Origin of the sequence: Tardiphaga sp. OK246, assembly GCF_900188215.1 — a bacterium.
Classification (GTDB): domain Bacteria; phylum Pseudomonadota; class Alphaproteobacteria; order Rhizobiales; family Xanthobacteraceae; genus Tardiphaga; species Tardiphaga robiniae.
The window spans coordinates 54635-72790 of sequence record NZ_FZOX01000009.1 but is presented as its reverse complement, the minus strand read 5'-3'; the positions used below and the strand labels follow the sequence as shown (position 1 = coordinate 72790).

At 60.7% G+C, this 18156-nt stretch carries 15 protein-coding genes and 2 pseudogenes; 2 read left to right on the top strand and 15 right to left on the bottom strand.

Annotated elements, in window-relative coordinates; translation table 11 throughout:
* Positions 1-4 precede the first annotated feature (4 nt).
* From CHC01_RS29645 to CHC01_RS32115, 11 genes and pseudogenes are all read right to left on the bottom strand, one after another.
* The gene (locus CHC01_RS29645) at positions 5-670 is read right to left on the bottom strand and encodes an ANTAR domain-containing response regulator (protein ID WP_089267932.1); all 666 of its coding nucleotides are present in this window, start codon (positions 668-670) and stop codon (positions 5-7) included.
* The gene (locus tag CHC01_RS29640) at positions 667-1827 is read right to left on the bottom strand and encodes a transporter substrate-binding domain-containing protein (protein WP_089267931.1); all 1161 of its coding nucleotides are present in this window, start codon (positions 1825-1827) and stop codon (positions 667-669) included. The genes CHC01_RS29645 and CHC01_RS29640 overlap by 4 nt, the downstream gene beginning before the upstream one ends.
* 674 nt (positions 1828-2501) lie before the next feature.
* Positions 2502-2738 (bottom strand): annotated as a pseudogene (locus tag CHC01_RS29630) (LysR substrate-binding domain-containing protein); the annotation flags it as partial.
* 56 nt (positions 2739-2794) lie between these two features.
* A complete protein-coding gene (locus CHC01_RS29625; RefSeq protein WP_089267929.1) occupies positions 2795-3772 on the bottom strand; it encodes a DMT family transporter in 978 nt (325 codons plus the stop codon).
* Entirely contained in the window at positions 3721-4530 is an 810-nt protein-coding gene (locus tag CHC01_RS29620; protein ID WP_089267928.1) for an ABC transporter permease, read from the bottom strand. The genes CHC01_RS29625 and CHC01_RS29620 overlap by 52 nt, the downstream gene beginning before the upstream one ends.
* Positions 4527-5324: an ABC transporter ATP-binding protein gene (locus CHC01_RS29615; protein ID WP_089267927.1), complete on the bottom strand. Its 798-nt coding sequence runs from the start codon at positions 5322-5324 to the stop codon at positions 4527-4529. The genes CHC01_RS29620 and CHC01_RS29615 overlap by 4 nt, the downstream gene beginning before the upstream one ends.
* Before the next feature lies 1 nt (position 5325).
* Positions 5326-6306 (bottom strand): ABC transporter substrate-binding protein, encoded by a 981-nt coding sequence (locus CHC01_RS29610; protein WP_244558571.1) that lies wholly within the window; start codon positions 6304-6306, stop codon positions 5326-5328.
* A 19-nt stretch (positions 6307-6325) separates the two neighbouring features.
* The gene (locus CHC01_RS29605) at positions 6326-6994 is read right to left on the bottom strand and encodes a TetR/AcrR family transcriptional regulator (RefSeq protein WP_244558570.1); all 669 of its coding nucleotides are present in this window, start codon (positions 6992-6994) and stop codon (positions 6326-6328) included.
* Position 6995: 1 nt separating this feature from the next.
* Positions 6996-8744 (bottom strand): hydantoinase B/oxoprolinase family protein, encoded by a 1749-nt coding sequence (locus CHC01_RS29600; RefSeq protein WP_089267924.1) that lies wholly within the window; start codon positions 8742-8744, stop codon positions 6996-6998.
* Positions 8741-10825: a hydantoinase/oxoprolinase family protein gene (locus CHC01_RS29595; protein WP_089267967.1), complete on the bottom strand. Its 2085-nt coding sequence runs from the start codon at positions 10823-10825 to the stop codon at positions 8741-8743. The genes CHC01_RS29600 and CHC01_RS29595 overlap by 4 nt, the downstream gene beginning before the upstream one ends.
* Positions 10826-11096: 271 nt before the next feature.
* Positions 11097-11300 (bottom strand): hypothetical protein, encoded by a 204-nt coding sequence (locus CHC01_RS32115; protein ID WP_141137201.1) that lies wholly within the window; start codon positions 11298-11300, stop codon positions 11097-11099.
* Between the two features lie 37 nt (positions 11301-11337).
* Here CHC01_RS32115 and CHC01_RS29590 point away from each other — a divergent pair, with 37 nt between their 5' ends.
* Together CHC01_RS29590 and CHC01_RS29580 are read left to right on the top strand one after the other, a co-directional pair.
* The gene (locus CHC01_RS29590; RefSeq protein WP_089267923.1) at positions 11338-11520 is read left to right on the top strand and encodes a hypothetical protein; all 183 of its coding nucleotides are present in this window, start codon (positions 11338-11340) and stop codon (positions 11518-11520) included.
* Positions 11521-12770: 1250 nt separating this feature from the next.
* Positions 12771-13061: pseudogene (locus tag CHC01_RS29580) on the top strand (IS30 family transposase); the annotation flags it as partial.
* Positions 13062-13171: 110 nt separating this feature from the next.
* Here the strand turns inward: CHC01_RS29580 and CHC01_RS29575 are convergent.
* From CHC01_RS29575 to CHC01_RS29560, 4 genes are all read right to left on the bottom strand, one after another.
* Complete coding sequence (locus CHC01_RS29575; protein WP_089267921.1) at positions 13172-13927, bottom strand: IclR family transcriptional regulator; 756 nt, start codon at positions 13925-13927, stop codon at positions 13172-13174.
* 82 nt (positions 13928-14009) lie between these two features.
* Positions 14010-15098: an extracellular solute-binding protein gene (locus CHC01_RS29570; protein WP_089267920.1), complete on the bottom strand. Its 1089-nt coding sequence runs from the start codon at positions 15096-15098 to the stop codon at positions 14010-14012.
* A gap of 31 nt (positions 15099-15129) precedes the next feature.
* A complete protein-coding gene (locus tag CHC01_RS29565; RefSeq protein ID WP_176454745.1) occupies positions 15130-16923 on the bottom strand; it encodes an ABC transporter permease subunit in 1794 nt (597 codons plus the stop codon).
* The gene (locus tag CHC01_RS29560; protein WP_089267919.1) at positions 16920-18071 is read right to left on the bottom strand and encodes an ABC transporter ATP-binding protein; all 1152 of its coding nucleotides are present in this window, start codon (positions 18069-18071) and stop codon (positions 16920-16922) included. Before CHC01_RS29560 ends, CHC01_RS29565 begins: the two co-directional genes overlap by 4 nt.
* Positions 18072-18156: the final 85 nt, after the last annotated feature.

Sequence of the window (18156 nt, the reverse complement as noted above, 5' to 3'; positions counted from 1 at the left end):
TCTCCTACATCGCTTGCTTGTTGCCGCCTCGCAGCGTGATGCTGGTCGCGCGGCCGGGAATGTCGGGCGCACTTGCCCGCCTGCTCAGAAATTCCTCGCAGTAGAGTTCCAAGTTCTGCCGCGCGCGCATGCTCTCGCGGCGAAGCTGGGAATAGGCGCTCTCTTCATCGAGACCGTCTTGCTGCATCAAGAAGATCACCGCGCGGATCACCGCGCGACGGCTACGACGGCGTTCTTCGAGATCCTGAAGGCGGGCATGCATATCGCTACGCAACATGAACTGGTTCACGCCCATGAACAGTGAGGTGTAGACGGCGCCGCCGTGGACCGGCTTACGCAGGAAGGAAGTCGCGCCGAGATTGACCAACGCCTTCAGACGGCTCGGCGCCTCGACGCCGACCAGACCGATCACCGGCACCGGCGGCAGGCGTGAGATGGGATTGACCTCAATCGCCACCGCGCCTTCGAGATCGCCGTCAACGAACAGGATATCGCGCTCGGACTGCAGGTTGCCGACATCGATATGCGCGCGGCCGTCAACGATCTCGGGATAATCGGTCGTTACACCAAGTTTGGCGAGGGTGGACTCGAGTGAGCCCTCTTTTCCGCCGCGTCCGATGACGACAAGAGCGCGACCGCCTTTGAAATTCTGCAGCAACCGGGATGTCATGATTGCACCACTCTGAGCACGGGAGAGCGCATTGCACTCGCAAAGCGCGGCGACGACTGAACGAGATAGGGATCTGGCGCGATTGGGCTGCGTGCCTCCAGCAGCACCTCGAACTGCCCATTGAGGGTGGAACGGGCGATCCGCGGTGTCAGCCAGGCGTGATAGGTTTGCGGATCAATGCGCACCTCGCCCTGCGGCGCCAGCAAGCTTTGGCTGGCGACCGCGGCGCGCACGGCGCGTGCATCATCGGTACCCGCCTGCTCCAATGCTGCGGCCAGAAGCTTGACGGCGATGTAGGACGCTTCTGCGTCGGCGGACGATACTGGTCCGCCGGGGAAGGCCTTGGCATACGCGGCGATGAATGCCGCATTCGCCGGAGATTCCAACGAGGAGAAATAGACGCTGGAGCTCAAGTGCCCGTCGATAGCCTCGTCGCCAATCTCCGCAAGCTCTGGCTCTGACAGCGTGCAGCTGGCCACCGGAATTTCATTGACCTGATCGATACCACGCGCACGGCAGGCAGCGCGGAAAGCGCGGAAGAAGGCATAGGCGCTCGTACCGATCAGATTGTTGAAGACGAAATCTGGACGCTGCTCAAGGATCGCCGATATCACCTGGTCGAATTCGGTATCGCCCACGGACAGGTATCGCTCTGCGACCACGGTGCCTCCCCGCGCGGTCAGCGCCTCACGGAAGATGCGGTTGTTCTCCCAGGCCCAGATGTAGTTGGAGCCGACGCAGAATGCGCGAGTACCAACCCGCGAGGCGAGATACTCGACCAGTGGCAGCACGTGCTGGTTGGGCGATGCTCCGGTGTAGATCACATTGTCCGAACTCTCGAACCCTTCATAATGCGACGGATACCAGAGCAACCCGTCAAACTTCTCGAAGCAGGGAATGACCTCCTTGCGACTCGAAGACGTATAGCAGCCCAAAACTTGGCGGATGCCGGCGCCGAGCAGCTCGAGACTAAGTGCGCGGTAACGTTCAAGATCGCCCGACGGGTTGACCACGACGGGCTCCAACGTCACCGCACCGTCTGCCTCGGCATTCTCCTGGAACGCCAGCAACGCGCCGTTCAGCATCGAGCGTGCGACGACGCTGTAAGACCCTGTCGTCGAGAACATTATGCCGATGCGATAGTGCTTCCGCGCCATTAGCCGATCCAAAACAAAAAAAGCGCCCGCCGGCTGTGAAGCCGTGGGCGCCCTCGCCACCAACTGGACACGCTTGAATTTGAAGCGCGGTGTTGGAAATGGTTTGAACTTGTAGCGTTATCGGGCAGCTCTGCCCAACGCTTGCAGTTTAAGCTCCCTTAGAACGACCATACTGTCAAGCACGTTGTTACGGCGAGAGTTGCTTCAATTCATCCCTCGTTGCAGCAAAACTATGCAGGGCGCCGGGAAATTACACTGGTTGCACGAGCGCCAATGACAGTCATTGCGTCGGGATCCCATTCAGACTGCAATGCAGAGCATCACCTACCATCCACAGCTATCGAATTAAATCGCAGGTCATACCCAACAGATGTATTATGAACCGGCAAACAAAAATATCGACCTTCGAAGACGAGTTGAATGAAAACGCCAGCAATTTGACGACCACCAACGAGGAGACCGCGTGGACCATACACTGCGACGTTGCGTGGCTCTTCGTCGATCGGCATTTAGTCCCATTGGATGAGCGACATCTACGAGAGGAGCTCGCTGAGCGCGACCATGGAGCCGCAGGTCAATCAACTTTCGACGCGCTCGCGGTAATGCTCAAACACATTTGTAACGCCGCGGGATGAGATTCAGCCATTCAAGCACCAGTTCCCGCCCTGTCGCCATCACAGCAGCTCACGTTTCAACAGTCCATCCAGCCAGTCCGCAAAGACCTGAAACCTCCGAGAGAGATGCTGACGGTGTGGATAGAGCAGTGCCATCGGCATCGGCGCAGCTCGATGATGGGGCATCACCTCGACGAGTTCGCCCGCGTCGAGGTGGCGTTTTACATCGTAGGCCGGGACCTGGATGAGGCCGAGGCTGGCAAGGCAGCAGGCGATATAAGCTTCGGCACTGAAGACCTACCCGGGTTTCCAAATTCAAGGTTGGCTTCATTCTACGCAGCAATATCCGGTAGCTACGAAATCGCCTTTCTCTCTCGCCCCAGGCGTCCCAACAGGATCAATCCGGCGAAAATCGCCGCGATCCCGACGACGTGATACCAGGCGAGATGTTCGCCCAGCCACCAGATCGAAAACACTGCCGTACACAGCGGGCTGAGATACAGAAATCCTGCAGCACGCGTCGGTCCGTTGGTGGCTACGCCGTACATATAGAACACGTTACCAAGCATGGTAGGACCCAATCCGGTATAGGCGATCGCGCCGAGGGCTATGGCCATGTCAGCGTCGGTCCAGGCGAACCATGGACCGCCGCTTGCAACCCATATGACATAGACCGGCAACGACACGACCAGGAGACCTGCCCAGGCAGTCACCACCGTGAGCGGCAAGGTTTCGATCACGCGCGACCATTCGCGCACACGGATCGAGAACCACGCAAAGAAGATCGCAGCGAGAAGCGACCAGAGATTTCCAAGATTCAGTTGCAGCCCGGTCAGTCGCAGCAGATCGCCCTTGCTGATGATCAGGAGCGTGCCGACAAAAGCCAGAGCGAGCCCAACTTGGCCCATTCGGGCGATTTGCCCCTGCCCCACGATCCAGCCGATCAACACGACCCATACCGGCGTCGTGGCATTGATGAAGCCCACTTCGATAGCTGGGCTTTGATAGGCTCCGCCGATCAGAAGAAACGAAAACAGGCCGACGCCGACAACGCCACCGATCGTCAATTCGCCCAGCCGCGGCCGGATCTCAGGCCAGCCGCGCCGCAGGGACGGCCACGCAATGACTGTGAGAATGATGAGAGCGGGCAGCCAGCGCCAGAACACTAGCGCCGGCAAAGGCGCCGCGTCACGCGCGGCCCGCGCGACCACATGGTTGCTGCCCCACAGTGCCGCAGTCACTATCAGCGCAAGCGTACCGAGTGATCGCGAGCCGCCGTTCATGCCCGATCGGCGGATGACTGATGACGCCCGCGTTGCGAGACGTGCCATGGCAAGGATAGCCGCTCAGCATAGTCTACGAGAAAGAAGAGGATTGTTCCGACTACGCCCAACAACAGCAGCGACACGAACACACGAACCGTGTCGAATTGCCCTTGCGCAACGAGTATCTGAAAACCGATCCCCCGACTGCCGGCCACGAACTCTCCGACGATGGCGCCCACCAGCGCGAACGAGATCGCCACTTTCATGCCCGCGAACAGACTCGGCAAAGCGCAGGGAAAGCGGATTTTTATCAATACGGCCCAAGGCGATGCCTTTGATACCTTGGCCAGCGCCAGCATGTCAGGATCCACCGACCGCAGGCCTAGAACCATATCGATGACGATCGGAAAGATCGCCAGCATTAGCGCAATCGCCACCTTGGGCTCAGGACCGGTGCCCATCCAGATAACGAACAGCGGCGCCAGCGCCACTTTCGGGATCGAGTTGAGCGCCACGAGCAGCGTATAAATAGTCCGCTCGAGGAATTTCGAATAGACAATCCCGACCGCCAGCGCGACGCCGATGACGACCGCCAGTACAAAGCCGAGGCATGTCATCCAGAGCGTAAAGCCGAGATGACGCAGGAACAACCCAGGTGTCTCCAGAAACGCGGCAAAGATCGCCGACGGCGCCGGCAGGATCAGCGGCGACGGCTGGAACACGCGAACCCCGATCTCCCACAGAACGAGAGCTCCGGCCAGCACGACGATGACGTCGCGCGTTTCGTTATCGCCCAGAAACAGACGCCTTGCGAAACGCATCATTCCTTGACGATCCCCAACTCGGCGAAGTGGTGACGGATCCGGTGCACATAGGCGGCGAATTCCGGCGTGTCGCGCACTGCAAGCAGGCGTGGTCGCGGGAGGTCGATGGTGATGACATCGACCACCATGCCCGGCGCCTTGCTCATCATGACAACGCGATCCGACAGGAAGACGGCTTCCGCAATCGAATGCGTGATGAACAAGAGCGTCTTGCGCGTGTCCTGCCAGATCTGCGCGAGCTCGATGTTGAGATCATCGCGGGTCATGGCATCGAGCGCGCCAAATGGCTCGTCCATCAGAAGCAGGTCGGGATCGGCCAGCAGTGCACGGCAGATCGATGCGCGCTGTCGCATGCCGCCCGACAATTCCCACGGAAACCGATGCTCGAAGCCACCGAGGCCGAACCGGTTCAGCAAAGCCGCCGCCCGCGCGCGTTCATCGGGGGTCGGTTTGCGGGTGAATTCGATCGACAGCAGGACATTGTCGAGAATGGTGCGCCAGTCCAGCAGGACATCGCGCTGGAACACGACGCCAAGCCGATCCGGCGTGCCGTCGAGCGGTTTGCCGCCGATGTCGATCGTTCCGGAGGTCGTCCCTTCGAGGCCGGCCACCAGCTTCAGCAAGGTGCTCTTGCCGCAACCGGACGGGCCGACCACGCTGACGAATTCCTGTGGCCGGATGTCGAGATTGATGTCGACCAGGGCCGCGACCGGCCCGCGTGGGGAGGCGTACGTCTTCCCCACGCGGCCAAGCGCGACATAGGCCGCCGTCTCTGATGAAGCAGGAGGCGCCATGTTACTCGACGAGGCTGTTGGTGTAGTAATCGGTCACTTTCCAGCCCGCCGGCAACACGCCCGCGGCTTCCATCGACTTGCCAGCCGCTTCCCAGTCCGCCTGTGCCTGCCAGCCGATCGGCTTGCCCTGCGACGCCGGCGTGTCGAAGTAATCCAGCGTCAGCTTGATTTGCCCGAGCAGCACCACGGGATCCAGCTTGGCGTCCGGACGCTCGGCGATCATCGCCTTCACGCCGTCCTCGGGATTGGTGCGCAGATGTTGCCAGGCACGCTGTTGCACTTCGATCAGGCGCTTCAACGCAGGTCCCTTGCTGGCGATCACCTCGTCACGTGCAACTAGGCCGTAACTCGGGAAAGCGATCCCGGCGTCCGACGCCAGCAGGCACTTCGAAGGTCGCGATGCTTCTGCGAGTGGAAGCGCCGAACCGATCGTGGACATCAGGCCATCGGATCGCTTGGCAATATAGGTGCCCCACAATGCGGCCGGATCGACAACTTCAACCTTGAGATCGTCACGCGTCAGTCCGCCCGATTTCAGATAGACATCGATGAAAGGCGCCCATGGGCTCGCCGCAAAGACCACCACGCTCTTGCCGCGCAGGTCCGCGACCTTCTGCATGGGCGACGCCTTGTCGACCAGAATGCAGAGATCAGTCTTGCGCTGGAACGTCGCGATCGATCGAATAGTGGCGCCTTTGGCGCGCGCAGAGCCGACGAGCCCGACCTGAACCTGACCGACGTCGACCTGGCCGGCATTCACCAGCTGGATCGTGTTGCCGGAGCCGCGACCGTCCTGAATATCGACGTCGAGCTTGGCTTCCTTAAACCAGCCGCGGTTCTGCGCGAGATGCATCGCCGCCTGCACGCCCCATGGCGAGAAATCCAGCCGCACCGACAATTTATCCTGAGCCAGAGCAGGCGAAACACCCGCGCCGGCCGCAGCACCTAGAAGCATCAGGGTCGATAGAAAAAGCCTTCTCATATCCCAATCTCCGGTTTGATTACTCTGTGTCGGCGCCGTCCGCTTCTGCCGGCGAATTCTGCGTCAAATAGCTCAGCACCATCTCGACGACGTGCTGGCGTCTCTTGAGCACACGTCGGCGCGCCGCGAGATCGCGGTCGAGCAGCCAGGACAATGTGTGCTGATTGGACAGAAAGAAGTAAGCGAGGCCGGAGATCGACATATAGAGATCGACCGCATCGACATTGGCGCGAAACACACCCTCGGTCTGACCGCGTTTCAGCAGGATCTGGATCGTGTCGAGCAACCCGCGATAGAGCGGCTTGATGGTGCTCGAACTTTTGAGGTGCTGCGCATAATGGATGTTCTCGATGCTCATCAACCGGATTAGATCCGGCGTCGCAACGAAATGATCGAACGTGCTACTGACCAGTCGCTTCATGCCTTCGACCGGCGGCAGACCGCGCAGGTCTTCGTCCTGCTGCTTAGTACGCAAGTCCGTATAGATGCGCTCGAGCACTGCCAGATAGAGCTCGTCCTTGGAGCCGAAATAATGGTAGATCAGGTTCTTGTTGACACCGGATTGTTCGGCGATGCGATCGACGCGCGCGCCGTTAAGCCCGTTGGAGACGAATTCGATCCGTGCCGCGTCCAGGATCTTGGCACGGCTCGCTTCCGGATTGCGGGTGATCTTGCTGGGCGCGGCCACACTAAGCTCCATGGCGCCCTTCCGGTAATGGCGGGGCGTCCCGTGAGGATCGTAGTGCCGCAGTTCCCTCGACGTCCAGCACGCCACGCGGGCCGAATGTCACAGCATAATGCTTTCGCGCGAACTCGGCCGTGATCTTGCCGTCCAGGAAATCCTCGCGCACATCGGAGGGATCACGCAGCAGCGGATTGCCGAAGCCGCCTGCACCGGCCTGCTCGTGGATCAGGAGCGCGCCCTCAGTGACATTCCGCGTGATCTTGCCAGGAATGGCACTACGCTCATTGCCGATCTCGATGTAGTTCTTCGACAAGCCCCCGGGCTCGCCCCCATTGAGACCATAGGGATGAAACTTGACGCGGTCGGTGCGCAATTGCAGCAGCGCTTCCGGCGCGAGGATACGATAACTACGGCGAATGCCGACACCGCCGCGATATTGTCCGGCGCCGCAGCTATCGGGCACGAACGAATAGTCCTCGATCCGAACCGGATGCTCGGCTTCCATCACTTCGACCGGCATGTTCGAGAGGTTCTGCGAGGCGTTGGTGACGGCCTCCAACCCGTCCTTGTCGGGACGACCGCCCCAGGCGCCGCAGATCATGTCGACGATGATGAAGGGCTGGCGGTTCGGCCTGAGACCACTGATGCAGATGACGCTATTGCCGCCCTCGCCGGCCGCCGGCACCTTGTCCGGCACGATCTGCGCAAGCGCGCCAAGCATCGTGTCGAACACGCGGTACCCCGTCAGCGCGCGTGCTGCGCAAGGCCCCGGCATGACGGGATTAAGCACCGAGGCTTCCGGCGCCTTCACTGTGATGCAGCGAAACAGACCGACATTGTTCGGCACGTCCTTCGCCAGCACGCAGCGCACGCTGAGATAGGTCAGCGAATGCGTAAAACTGAGCGTCGAGTTCAGCGCGCCCTTCACCTGTGGCGAAGAGCCCGTGTAGTCGACCAGCAGCGTACCGTCGCCGTTGACGGTGATCGCGACCTTGATAGGAATCGGCGTGTCGGAAAAACCGTCATCGTCGATATAGTCGGTGAAGTGATAGGTGCCCTTCGGCCAGGTCTTGATCTCCTGCCGCGTCAGGCGTTCCGCGTAGTCGAGCAATTCCTGCATATAGGCATCGACATCGTCGGCGCCGTAACGCTGCATCAGCTTTTCCAGCCCGCGCTTGCCGACCTGAGCCGCCGCGAACTGTGCCGAAAGATCGCCCCAGACCCGATCCGGGACCCGGACATTGATCTTGATCAGCGCCTCCAGCGTCGTGTTCAGGACACCGCGGTCGTAGAGCTTGAGCGGCGGAATTCGCAGCCCTTCCTGATAGATCTCGGTCGAATCCGATGCGTTGGAGCCGGGCACGCGGCCGCCGACATCGGTGTGATGGCAGATCACCACCGCGAAAGCGCGCCGCTTGCCGCTGTGGAAGATCGGCACGAACATGAAGATGTCTGGCAGATGCATGCCGCCATGATAGGGATCGTTCATGATGACGACGTCGCCGTCGTGCAGATCACCTTCGTATTTGCTGAGCACGGAGGCCATGGCCTCCGGAATCGCGCCGAGATGCTGGGCGATGGTCTTGGCCTGCGCCACCATCTGGCCGTCGCCGGCACAGATTGCCGCGGAAAAATCCATCACGTCCTTGACGATTTCCGAACGCGCTATGCGCACGACCGTATAGGCCATGTCGTCGGCGATGGAATCCAGGCCGCTCTTGATGACCGCGAAGGTGATCGGATCGACTTTCATACCTCGAACTCCAGCACGATGCAGCCGATCGCATCCTTGTGCACCCGAGCATCGGGCGGCACGATGATGGTGGCGTCGAATTCCTCGATGATCAGAGGTCCCTGCCGTGGCGACATTCCGACCGCGCCGCGATCGACGATCTCGACCGCGACAGCGGCCTCGCCACGCGCGAAGGAAACGTCGCGGGTTCCGGAACGCGATGCGCCCTGCCGCGCGGCGATCTTCATGGCCGCAAAATCCAGGCGGTTATCGCGCAGGCCGCGCCCGGCCACGCGCACTTTCATCAGTTCGATCGGCGTGGCGTCACGATAGCCATAGGTCTTGAAATACTCGGCGACGAACCGCTCACGGATCTGATCGAAATCTTCGCCCTCGAACGGCACCGTGAGTTCGGTGGCCTGACCTTCATGGCGCAGATCGGCCTCCCACAGAAACATCGTGCGTTCGGCCTGATAGCCATCGCCGGCGAGTTGCCCCGCCACTTGCTGTTGCAGCTCGGACTTGATCGCCTTGAGGTCGCTGACCTGCATCCCGTCGAGATATAGGCTGACGGTTTTCAGTGCGGTATGCTCAATATCGGAAGCCAGCATGCCCAGTGCGCTGAAAATTCCCGACATCGGCGGCACCACGACGCGCGGAATGCCCAACTGACGCGCGAGATCCGGCGCATGCACGCCCCCGTTGCCGCCAAATGCCATCAACGTGAGATCGCGCGGATCGCGACCACGCTCGACGGTGACGGCGCGCACGGCACGCGCCATCGCCGCATTGGCGACGGCACGAATGCCATGTGCGGCGTCCAGTAGAGTGAGGTCGAGCGGGTCGCCGACATGGGTACGGATGGCAGTCTCGCTTAGCTTGCGATCGATATTGAGATTGCCGCCAGCCAGCGACGTGGCGTTGATGAAACCGAGCACAACATTGGCATCTGTCACTGTCGGCTTTGTGTTGCCGAGCCCATAGCAGGCCGGGCCCGGAACGGCACCTGCGGATTGCGGGCCGACGACCAGCAGGCCACCTTTGTCGATGCCGGCAATGGAGCCGCCGCCGGCGCCAACCTCGGCGATATCGATAGCCGGCACCTTGAGCATATAGCCGCCGGCCTTGATGAACCGGCTCGACGTCGAAATTCCATCGCGGAATTCATATTCCGACGTCATGGTCGGGCGGCCGTCCTCGATAATGACCGCCTTGGCCGTGGTGCCGCCCATGTCGAACACGATGACGTCGCGATCGTCACGCGCGATGCCGAGCCGTGCTGCGCCGATGACACCGCCCGCAGGACCGGACGCCACCACCAGCACCGGCTTCTCGCAGGTCACATTGGCAGCCAGCATGCCGCCATTCGAGGTCATGACCAGAATGGGCGCAGCCACGCCGATCGAGCGCAGACCCGATTCAAGCTTCTGCAGATAAGTGCGCATGGCCGACAGCAGATATGCATTCACCACCGTCGTGCTGGTCCGCTCATATTCCTTCATCTCGGGCAGCACCGCGCAGGATGTCGTCACCAGCAATTGCGGGAAATTGGCCCGCAAGATCGCTTCGGCCTGCAATTCATGCGCCGGATTCCGATAGCTGTTGATGAATGCGATCGCGACGGCCTCGATATCCTCGGCGACCAGCGCTTCTCCGGCCGCGATGACGCTTGCTTCGGAGAGCGGCTCGACCGTCGTTCCGTCGGCCGCCATGCGTTCGGTCACTTCCATACGATACCGGCGCGGCACCAATGGCTGCGGCTTCACCCATGTCAGGTCGAACATATCGGGCATCCGGATGCGCCCGATCTCCAGCACGTCCCGGAAGCCGCGCGTCGTGATCAGTCCAGTCTTGGCGCCCGACCGTTGCAGGATGGTGTTGGAGCCAACGGTGGTGCCGTGCAGCACTTCGGCAACAGCGGAAGGCTCGATCGACAGCTCCGCCAACAAGCTGCCCACGCCATCGACAACCGCTCGGCTAGGATCCTCAGGTGTTGAGGAGATCTTACTCTGATGGATCAGGCCGAATTCAAGGAACAACGCGATGTCGGTGAATGTCCCACCGATATCGACCGCAACCCGGATTTTTCCGCCTGACGCCATAGCCACGATCGCCTGCCTCGTCATTACTAACCAGTTAGTCAATAATCTCGACTAGAGGATGTAGAGTGTCAAGCTGCTGTTTTCAGCGCCCAGCGCCCGAAAAACAGGCTAAAAGCTCACTTTTGATCATGACGGATTGGCTGGCGACGCACGACCAAGCGTAGGGTCGGGGTTCGCCTTCTTGATAGCTACGTCAACGTTCGCTGATGCGTCAGTCGGTTTATTGGACAATATTTGACCGGCTGGAAGGCAGTAGCCAATAAGGCGAAGGCTATTTCTTCGCTTTCCCCTTCTTCCTTGCAGCCTTCAGGGCATCGGCTTGCGCGCGGAACGCTTCAGCCAGATTCCGCATCGGTTCAGCATGCTCGGTGTCTTCCGAGCGATGAGCTACGGCCTCGGCTTTCTCGGCCTGCTTCCTCAGCGACTTCGTTGGTTTCATGCCGATGTTATACCGCAACGCGGGAAGTTGTTCCACGCTTCCACGCTCCCTCCGGACAGCGTAGGATCCGACAATGAAACAGTCCGACGCTTACCGGGCGAATGCAGAGAACTGCGCGGAGATGGCCGCTGCAGCCGATAGCGAGCCAGCCAGGAATCGTTTCAAGCGCATGGAAGCTGCATGGCTCGCGTTGGCCGAGGAAGAGGACTGGCTCGACGGCGAGACACCGCTGGAGAAATCACCAGTTGATCGATAGTGGCACTCCGCGAGCGGCGCCGGAGTTCATGACGCTGGCACCCTTCCGGGTAATCATAATGGAGCGACCGATGCACCTGCAGGTGCTGTGCGCCATCAGGGCTTCCGGGCATATGTCCTTCTTTCAAGCCCGTTATTGATTTCCTCTATGCAGGCCTCAACGGCACGCTCCCGCGTCAAATGTTTGGCGTCGCCAACCACTTTTGGGCCGCCCTCCGTCTTGGGATATATGATCCAGCGCCATATCCCGGGCCGGTCTTCTTGAACGCCGTAATCAATGCCCCGGTGCTTCACGATCGAGTCCTTAATTGCGGCCAAACGTACCACGGTGGCAGGACCGGCGCGACCAAGCCGCAAACGGGGAACCCTTTTATCGGCCTCCAAACAAGAGCGAAGGAACCGCGTTGATCTGCCGCAGAATGGAGGCTGCACCTTACTGAAAGGGTTGAAACCTCTCGCTCCTGTCTTCGTATTTGAATCAACGATGCAGCAAGGGATGATGTTTTGACTTATGCCGATCAGATCGAAACAGCGATTGCAGATCAGGACATCGACAGGTTGATAAAATTTGCATACGGCGACACATGCAGGTGCACTACCGTCAAAGGTGAACCGATGTGCGTCTGTAAGATGTTGGCGACAGTACTTCGCTCCAAAGTTGTTCCGCGCTCACTTTTCGAAAACAGGATTGAGCGAGTTACCTCAATCTAACGGTCGATAGATTTCCGGCTCGAGTTCACGCAGGATGACAGCGACCGAATCTTGACCCCAGAAGCCTCGCTTCGGTCGGCCCGGCGGTAGAGCGACCTACTCGCCGGGCCTTTGGGGAACGATGTTCCCTGACGATGCTGTTCGAGCAGCCGGACAGCATCCTCCAGTGTCGATGAGCCGGTCAGGCCCGACGCGCATTGCCCCAAAGGGGGCGTAGGCAGGATGCACGAGTCCGCCGATCCGAACATGAGCGCCTGGTGCAGGCAAGGCTGGCATGACGCCAGCATGAACAGCGAAATGGATCAATCCGCGAATCCGGTCAAGAAGATGAAGAAGTCGAAGACAACGTGAGAGCCATGGCGATCCGCGGGGGCGCCTTTCGCAATTCACGCTTGACTTCTGCTGCACGCCAGCAAGAAATCCTGAGCCGATATAGCATTCAAGTATCGCAGTTTGACGCGGCTATTAACTCCAACCACCTCGTCGACTAATGTTTGATCCGGCACGCGCTTGAAGCCCATTGTCCAGTTCGGAAATAACCGGTCCCTGACCTGGGATAGAGGCAAGGAGCTCGCCGACCATCAGCGACTGGCATTGGCCACCGACGTCGACATCTACTTTTGTGACCCTCGCTCCCCATGGCAGCGCGGATCAAACGAGAACACCAACAGATTACTACGCCAATATCTGCCGCGCGGCACCGATCTGTCCTTACACAGTCAAGCCAAGCTCAGCGCCGTCGCAAGACAGCTCAATGAGCGGCCGCGAAAAACCTTGCTCTATCAGACGCCAGCTGAGAAGTTCGCCGAGTGTGTTGCAGCGATCGGTTGAACTCGCCGCCGGAAGCGGGCATCCCCGATAAGACTGCCTGAGAAAAATGCCGGCACGGCCAGTCAGAGCCTGACCGGTGGACAGCGCCACTCGCCGGAAAAATACTGCGCTCACATCGCACGAACATGGCCGAGCGCTAGGCCGATGGCGCGCGCCGCTTCCATCACGTGAACGGCGTATTCCTTGATCTGCTTTCGTTTGACCCGGATGTCCGGGCCAGACATGCCGATGGCTCCGACGAGTTCACCGGAGCGTCCAACGATGGCGCAAGCACAGGCGGCGATACCTTCTCGCCATTCGCCATGCAGCACTGACGAGTAACCTTGTACCCGTGCCGCATGGATGTCTTCGCGCAACTCCTCGATGGTCGTTCGCGTCGTATCCGTATAACGCCTGAGATGCGGGCGAAAGTTCTCTAGATATTCGTCTGGCATTTGCGCGAGCATCGCCTTCCCGGTTGCCATGGTGAATGCAGGCGCACGCATGCCGACGCTGGTATGCGCGCGGATATGATGCGCGCTTTCAATCTTGTCCACATAGACAACGTCGGTGCCCTCGAGCACCGACAGATGAACGGTCTCTCCGGTAACTTCGGCCAGCGCCGTCATCGCCGGGCGTGCGATACGGATCAGATCCATGCGCTGAATGACGTGATTGCCGAGCACCCATAGCTTGGTTGTGAGCTCGTAGGTGCTGTGCGGCGGAATCTGGCGAACGAAGCCCTGCGATTGGAGCGTCGTCAGCAGGCGATGCACATTGCTCTTGGTGAACTTCAGCTCATTGGCGAGATCGGTGACCCCGCGCGGCTGCTCGCTCATCGCGAGCGCCTCGACGAGCCTCAGTCCCTTGATAAATGCCTTATCCATCCAAGCAGCCGATGTGGGGAGTTCTCTGTTGCGAACAGACCGGCGGCCCTGGGCCGCCGGCCTCATTGTTGTATGGCGCGATTTACTGGGCAAGCAGTGCGTTCAGCTTTTCCTGCGCATATTCTTCATTGGTCGAATTGCCCGCGGGCGAGGGCGCCCCCCAGAAGTCCGGGCTCCATTCGATCGCCTTGGAGATGTTCTCGGGATTGTTCGCCCAATAGCGCGCGACGTTCTTGTCCGTCGCCGCATCGAACACGACCTTCGAAGGAAGCGCGACCGGGAAAGTGGAGGTCAGCTGGGCCGCGCGCTTGGGGTCGAGACGCCAGGACAGCAGCTTGAGCGCGTTATCATAGTTCGGCGCGCCCTTCGGGATCGAGAAGAAGTCGTAATAGACGAAGCCCTGATTGAAGGTGAGATCAATCGGAGCGCCTTCCAGCGCCAGTTTGCTCATCGAGCCCGTATAGGCCTGGCACATATCGGCTTCGCCATCGAGGATCAGCTGCGGCGGCTGCGCGGCGGTGGTCCACCATTTGACGATATGCGGCTTGATCTCTTTGATCTTCTTGAGCGCACGCTCCATGTCGATCGGATACAGCTTGCTCTTGTCGACACCGTCGGCCATCAGCGCGGCCTCGAAGGTGAAGCGCGGCCAGGCTGGCATGCAGCGGCGCCCCGGAAACTTCTTCACGTCCCAGAAGTCGGCCCAGTTCTGCGGTGCCTTATCGCCCTTGAACTTGTCCTTGTTGTAGACGAGGCCGACGCCGATCACCTGCAGCGCGACCCCCTTCTTGCGCTTCAGATTGTCCGGCATCGCCGCCAGGGTCTTCTGCGCGGATTCCGACAGTTTGGAATAGTCGATGTCAGCCAGGCAGCAGTCGCCGAGCAACTTGGTTTCCTGATCGAAGATGAAGGTCAGATCCCACTGCGCCTTGCCGGCTTCGGCCTGCGCCTTGATGCGCGGACCGCTGCGCGCTTCCTGCACGGTCACGACCTTGATGCCGGTTTCCTTCTCGAACGGATCGTACATCACCTTGCGCAGCGCATCGCCATAGCCGCCGCCCGGATCCTGCATGATGACGACGTTGCTCTGGGCAACGGCCAGACCCGTCCCCATGGCGATGAACGCCGCCGAAGCCAAGGCCGGCAGCCTGAAGCGTTTCATTCCCAGCATAGTATGTTTCCTCCTGTTTGATCGTTTGTCATCAGGTCGCTTTTTGCGACGTTGCGAGCACTGGCCGGGCGAGGAACAGTCCTCCCACGACCAGCAGCACTTCGAGCGTGGACACGACGGCCAGTACCGGGTTGAGCCGGTAATTGATATCGCCCCATAGCATCAACGGAAGCGTCTTCAGCTGCGCGCTCGACAGGAACAGGGTCAGCACCAATTCGTCGAACGAATGCAGGAACGCAAAGAAGGTCGCGGCCGCAAGGCCCGGCGCAATCGCCGGCAGCGTCACCAGCCGCAGCACCGTGAGCGACGACGCGCCATGGACCGAGGCGGCCTGTTCGAGCCGCGAGTCCACGCTCTGCAGCGCAGCAGACAGGATCACCACCACAATCGGCAAACCGCCAATGGCATGGGCCGCCGCAAGGCCGAACACCGAGCCGACCAGATCGAACTTCAAGAACAGCGTGTAGAGCGACAAGCCGAGCACCACCGGCGGCACGATGATCGGGCTGACCAGCAGCAGCATGATCGCGGATTTGCCGCGCACATTACCTCTGACGATGCCGAGCGCCGCGCATGTGCCGAGCCCGACCGCAATGAAGGCCGAGACCGCCGCGATCAGCGCGGATGTCCAGAACGCGCGCATCCAGTTGGTGTCGGAGAAGAACTGCTCGTACCAGCGCAGCGAGAAGCCCGGCGGCGGGAAGGTCAGATAGCTGGCGCTGCTGAACGAGATGATCATGACGACGATGATGGGCAGGATCAGAAGCGCGACCACCATGCCACCCATCAGGCGGACCGTCCATGTGCCGCAACTAGCCGGCAGCATGCCGAACAGCCGAAGCAGCGGCCAACCGATGGCGTCAGCGAACACGCTGCCGAAACTGCGACGTGCGGTGCCGGACGTTGCCGCCGGCGCGGCCTTCCCTGCTGTCGTCTCGGTGAGCTTGCGCCCACCCCAGATGAATTCCAGGCCAAGGAAACGTCCGGCGATGGCGACCACCAGCAGCGTGATCAACAACAGCACGACGCCCAGCGCCTGCAGGAAGCCCTCCGACGTCACCGAGTCCGCCTGCTGCGTGATATGCATGGCGAACATCTGGTCGCCCGGGCCACCGAGCAGCGTCGGCGTGATGAAGAAGCCGATCGCGGCCACGAAAACCAGCAGGAAGCCGGCGCCGATGCCGGGCAGCGTCAGCGGCAGCAGAACCCGCCAGAACACGGCGATAGGCCCGGCACCGCTGGCCAGCGCCGCACGCGTCAGACCGGGATCGAGCCGCGACACGCTCGAATAGATGGTCAGAACCATCAGCGGCAACAGCACCGCCGTCATGCCCATTAAGACGGTGCCCCGGTGAAACAAGAGCTGAACCGGCTCGCTCAAGATACCGATCGACACCAACAGCTTGTTGACCGGGCCATTGCGGCCGAGCAGCACCATCCATGCATAGGTGCGGATCAGGATCGCGATGAAGTATGGCAGCACGATCGCGGTGGCGATCAGAGCACGGGTAATGCCGCGGGTGCGATGGATCAGCAGCGCGGTGGGATAGCCGAACAAAAGGCACAGGAATGCGACCGTGACCGAGATCTGCATGGTCCGGACCAGCGATTCCCAATAGAGCGGCACCGCAAAGACGCGCTGGAAATAGGTCAGCCAGCTCGCCCCGCTGATGCTGATGCGAATGAGATCGACCAGCGGCAGCAGATAGATGAACGACAGGAAAGCGACCGCGGGCAGCAGCAGCAGCGCGGGGTTCTTGAGCTTCATGGCCAGGCTAGAGCTCGCCTGATGCCTCGGTTCATCGGACAGCGAGATCGTCGTCATGTCAGCACCCAGCAGTCTTCCGGACCCCAGCTCACATGCAGGCGATCGCCGACATCGGGCAGCGGCCGCCTGGCGGTGTCGGTGCAGCGGATCAGCAGCGTGTCGCCGCCGTCCATCTGCGCCTCGATGCGCAGTATCTCACCGAGGAAGATCGCCGACGTCACAGTCACCGGCGTCGAGCTTGCGGTCGGCTCGTTAGCGATCGCGATGCGCTCGGGCCGCACCAGCACGGTGACGCGGCCGACATCGATGGCGTCACGGCTCTCGGCATCGAACACATAGCCGGCGCGGTTCTTCAGCGTCACGGTGGTGCCGCGCTTCTGCATGATCTCGGCTTCGATCAGATTGCTCTCGCCGACAAACGACGCCACGAAACGATTGGACGGGTGGCGATAGATGTCGAGCGGGCGGCCGATCTGCACGATCTTGCCGGCATCCAGCACGGCGATGCGATCGCTCATGGTGAGCGCTTCGCCCTGATCATGCGTCACGAACAGAATCGTGCTGCCAATCGTCTGATGCAGATCGCGTATCTCGATCTGGATCGATTCGCGCAGCCTGCGGTCGAGCGCGCTCAGCGGCTCGTCCATCAGCACGACCTTCGGCCGCATCACGATGGCGCGCGCAATGGCGACGCGCTGCTGCTGTCCGCCGGACATTTCCGACGGCGATTTGTTCGCATGATCCGACAGGCGCATGATTTCCAGCGTCTCGGCGACGCGCCGCTCGGTGGTGGCGCGATCGACGCCGGCCATGCGCAGCGGGAACGCGACATTCTGTGTCACCGTCATGTTGGGAAACAGCGCATAGCTCTGGAACACCATGCCGAATCCGCGCTTATGCGTGGGCACGTTGTGCACCGGCCTGCCGTCCACGAGAATCTCGCCGCCGTCGAGGCTCTGGAAACCGGCCAACAGGTTCAGCAATGTGGTCTTGCCGCTGCCGGACGGGCCGAGCAGCGTGATGAATTCGCCGGGTTCGATATCGAGATTGATGCGATTGACGGCATGGAACTGGCCGTATCGTTTCTCGGCATCGCGAACTGCAATGCGCGAACCGATGACCTGACGCTCGCTCGCGCCGCCCGACCGCGACGCCGGAACACCCGCGCCGGAATATCCCACGCGCAGCGCCAATGGCTCAGCCATCATCAACCTCCCTGGTCGTTCTATATTATGAGACGTTATTCCAATTATTGTTGGCGTGACGCATCGTCTTGTCAAGTGAACGCGC

Coding starts and splice junctions, on each gene's coding strand:
- CHC01_RS29640 (WP_089267931.1), bottom strand. CDS start 1,827: ATGGCGCGGAAGCACTATCGCATCGGCATAATGTTCTCGACGACAGGG.
- CHC01_RS29620 (WP_089267928.1), bottom strand. CDS start 4,530: ATGATGCGTTTCGCAAGGCGTCTGTTTCTGGGCGATAACGAAACGCGC.
- CHC01_RS29575 (WP_089267921.1), bottom strand. CDS start 13,927: ATGGATAAGGCATTTATCAAGGGACTGAGGCTCGTCGAGGCGCTCGCG.
- CHC01_RS29595 (WP_089267967.1), bottom strand. CDS start 10,825: ATGGCGTCAGGCGGAAAAATCCGGGTTGCGGTCGATATCGGTGGGACA.
- CHC01_RS29645 (WP_089267932.1), bottom strand. CDS start 670: ATGACATCCCGGTTGCTGCAGAATTTCAAAGGCGGTCGCGCTCTTGTC.
- CHC01_RS29570 (WP_089267920.1), bottom strand. CDS start 15,098: ATGCTGGGAATGAAACGCTTCAGGCTGCCGGCCTTGGCTTCGGCGGCG.
- CHC01_RS29615 (WP_089267927.1), bottom strand. CDS start 5,324: ATGGCGCCTCCTGCTTCATCAGAGACGGCGGCCTATGTCGCGCTTGGC.
- CHC01_RS29590 (WP_089267923.1), top strand. CDS start 11,338: ATGAAACAGTCCGACGCTTACCGGGCGAATGCAGAGAACTGCGCGGAG.
- CHC01_RS29565 (WP_176454745.1), bottom strand. CDS start 16,923: ATGACGACGATCTCGCTGTCCGATGAACCGAGGCATCAGGCGAGCTCT.
- CHC01_RS29560 (WP_089267919.1), bottom strand. CDS start 18,071: ATGGCTGAGCCATTGGCGCTGCGCGTGGGATATTCCGGCGCGGGTGTT.
- CHC01_RS29625 (WP_089267929.1), bottom strand. CDS start 3,772: ATGGCACGTCTCGCAACGCGGGCGTCATCAGTCATCCGCCGATCGGGC.
- CHC01_RS29610 (WP_244558571.1), bottom strand. CDS start 6,306: ATGAGAAGGCTTTTTCTATCGACCCTGATGCTTCTAGGTGCTGCGGCC.
- CHC01_RS29600 (WP_089267924.1), bottom strand. CDS start 8,744: ATGAAAGTCGATCCGATCACCTTCGCGGTCATCAAGAGCGGCCTGGAT.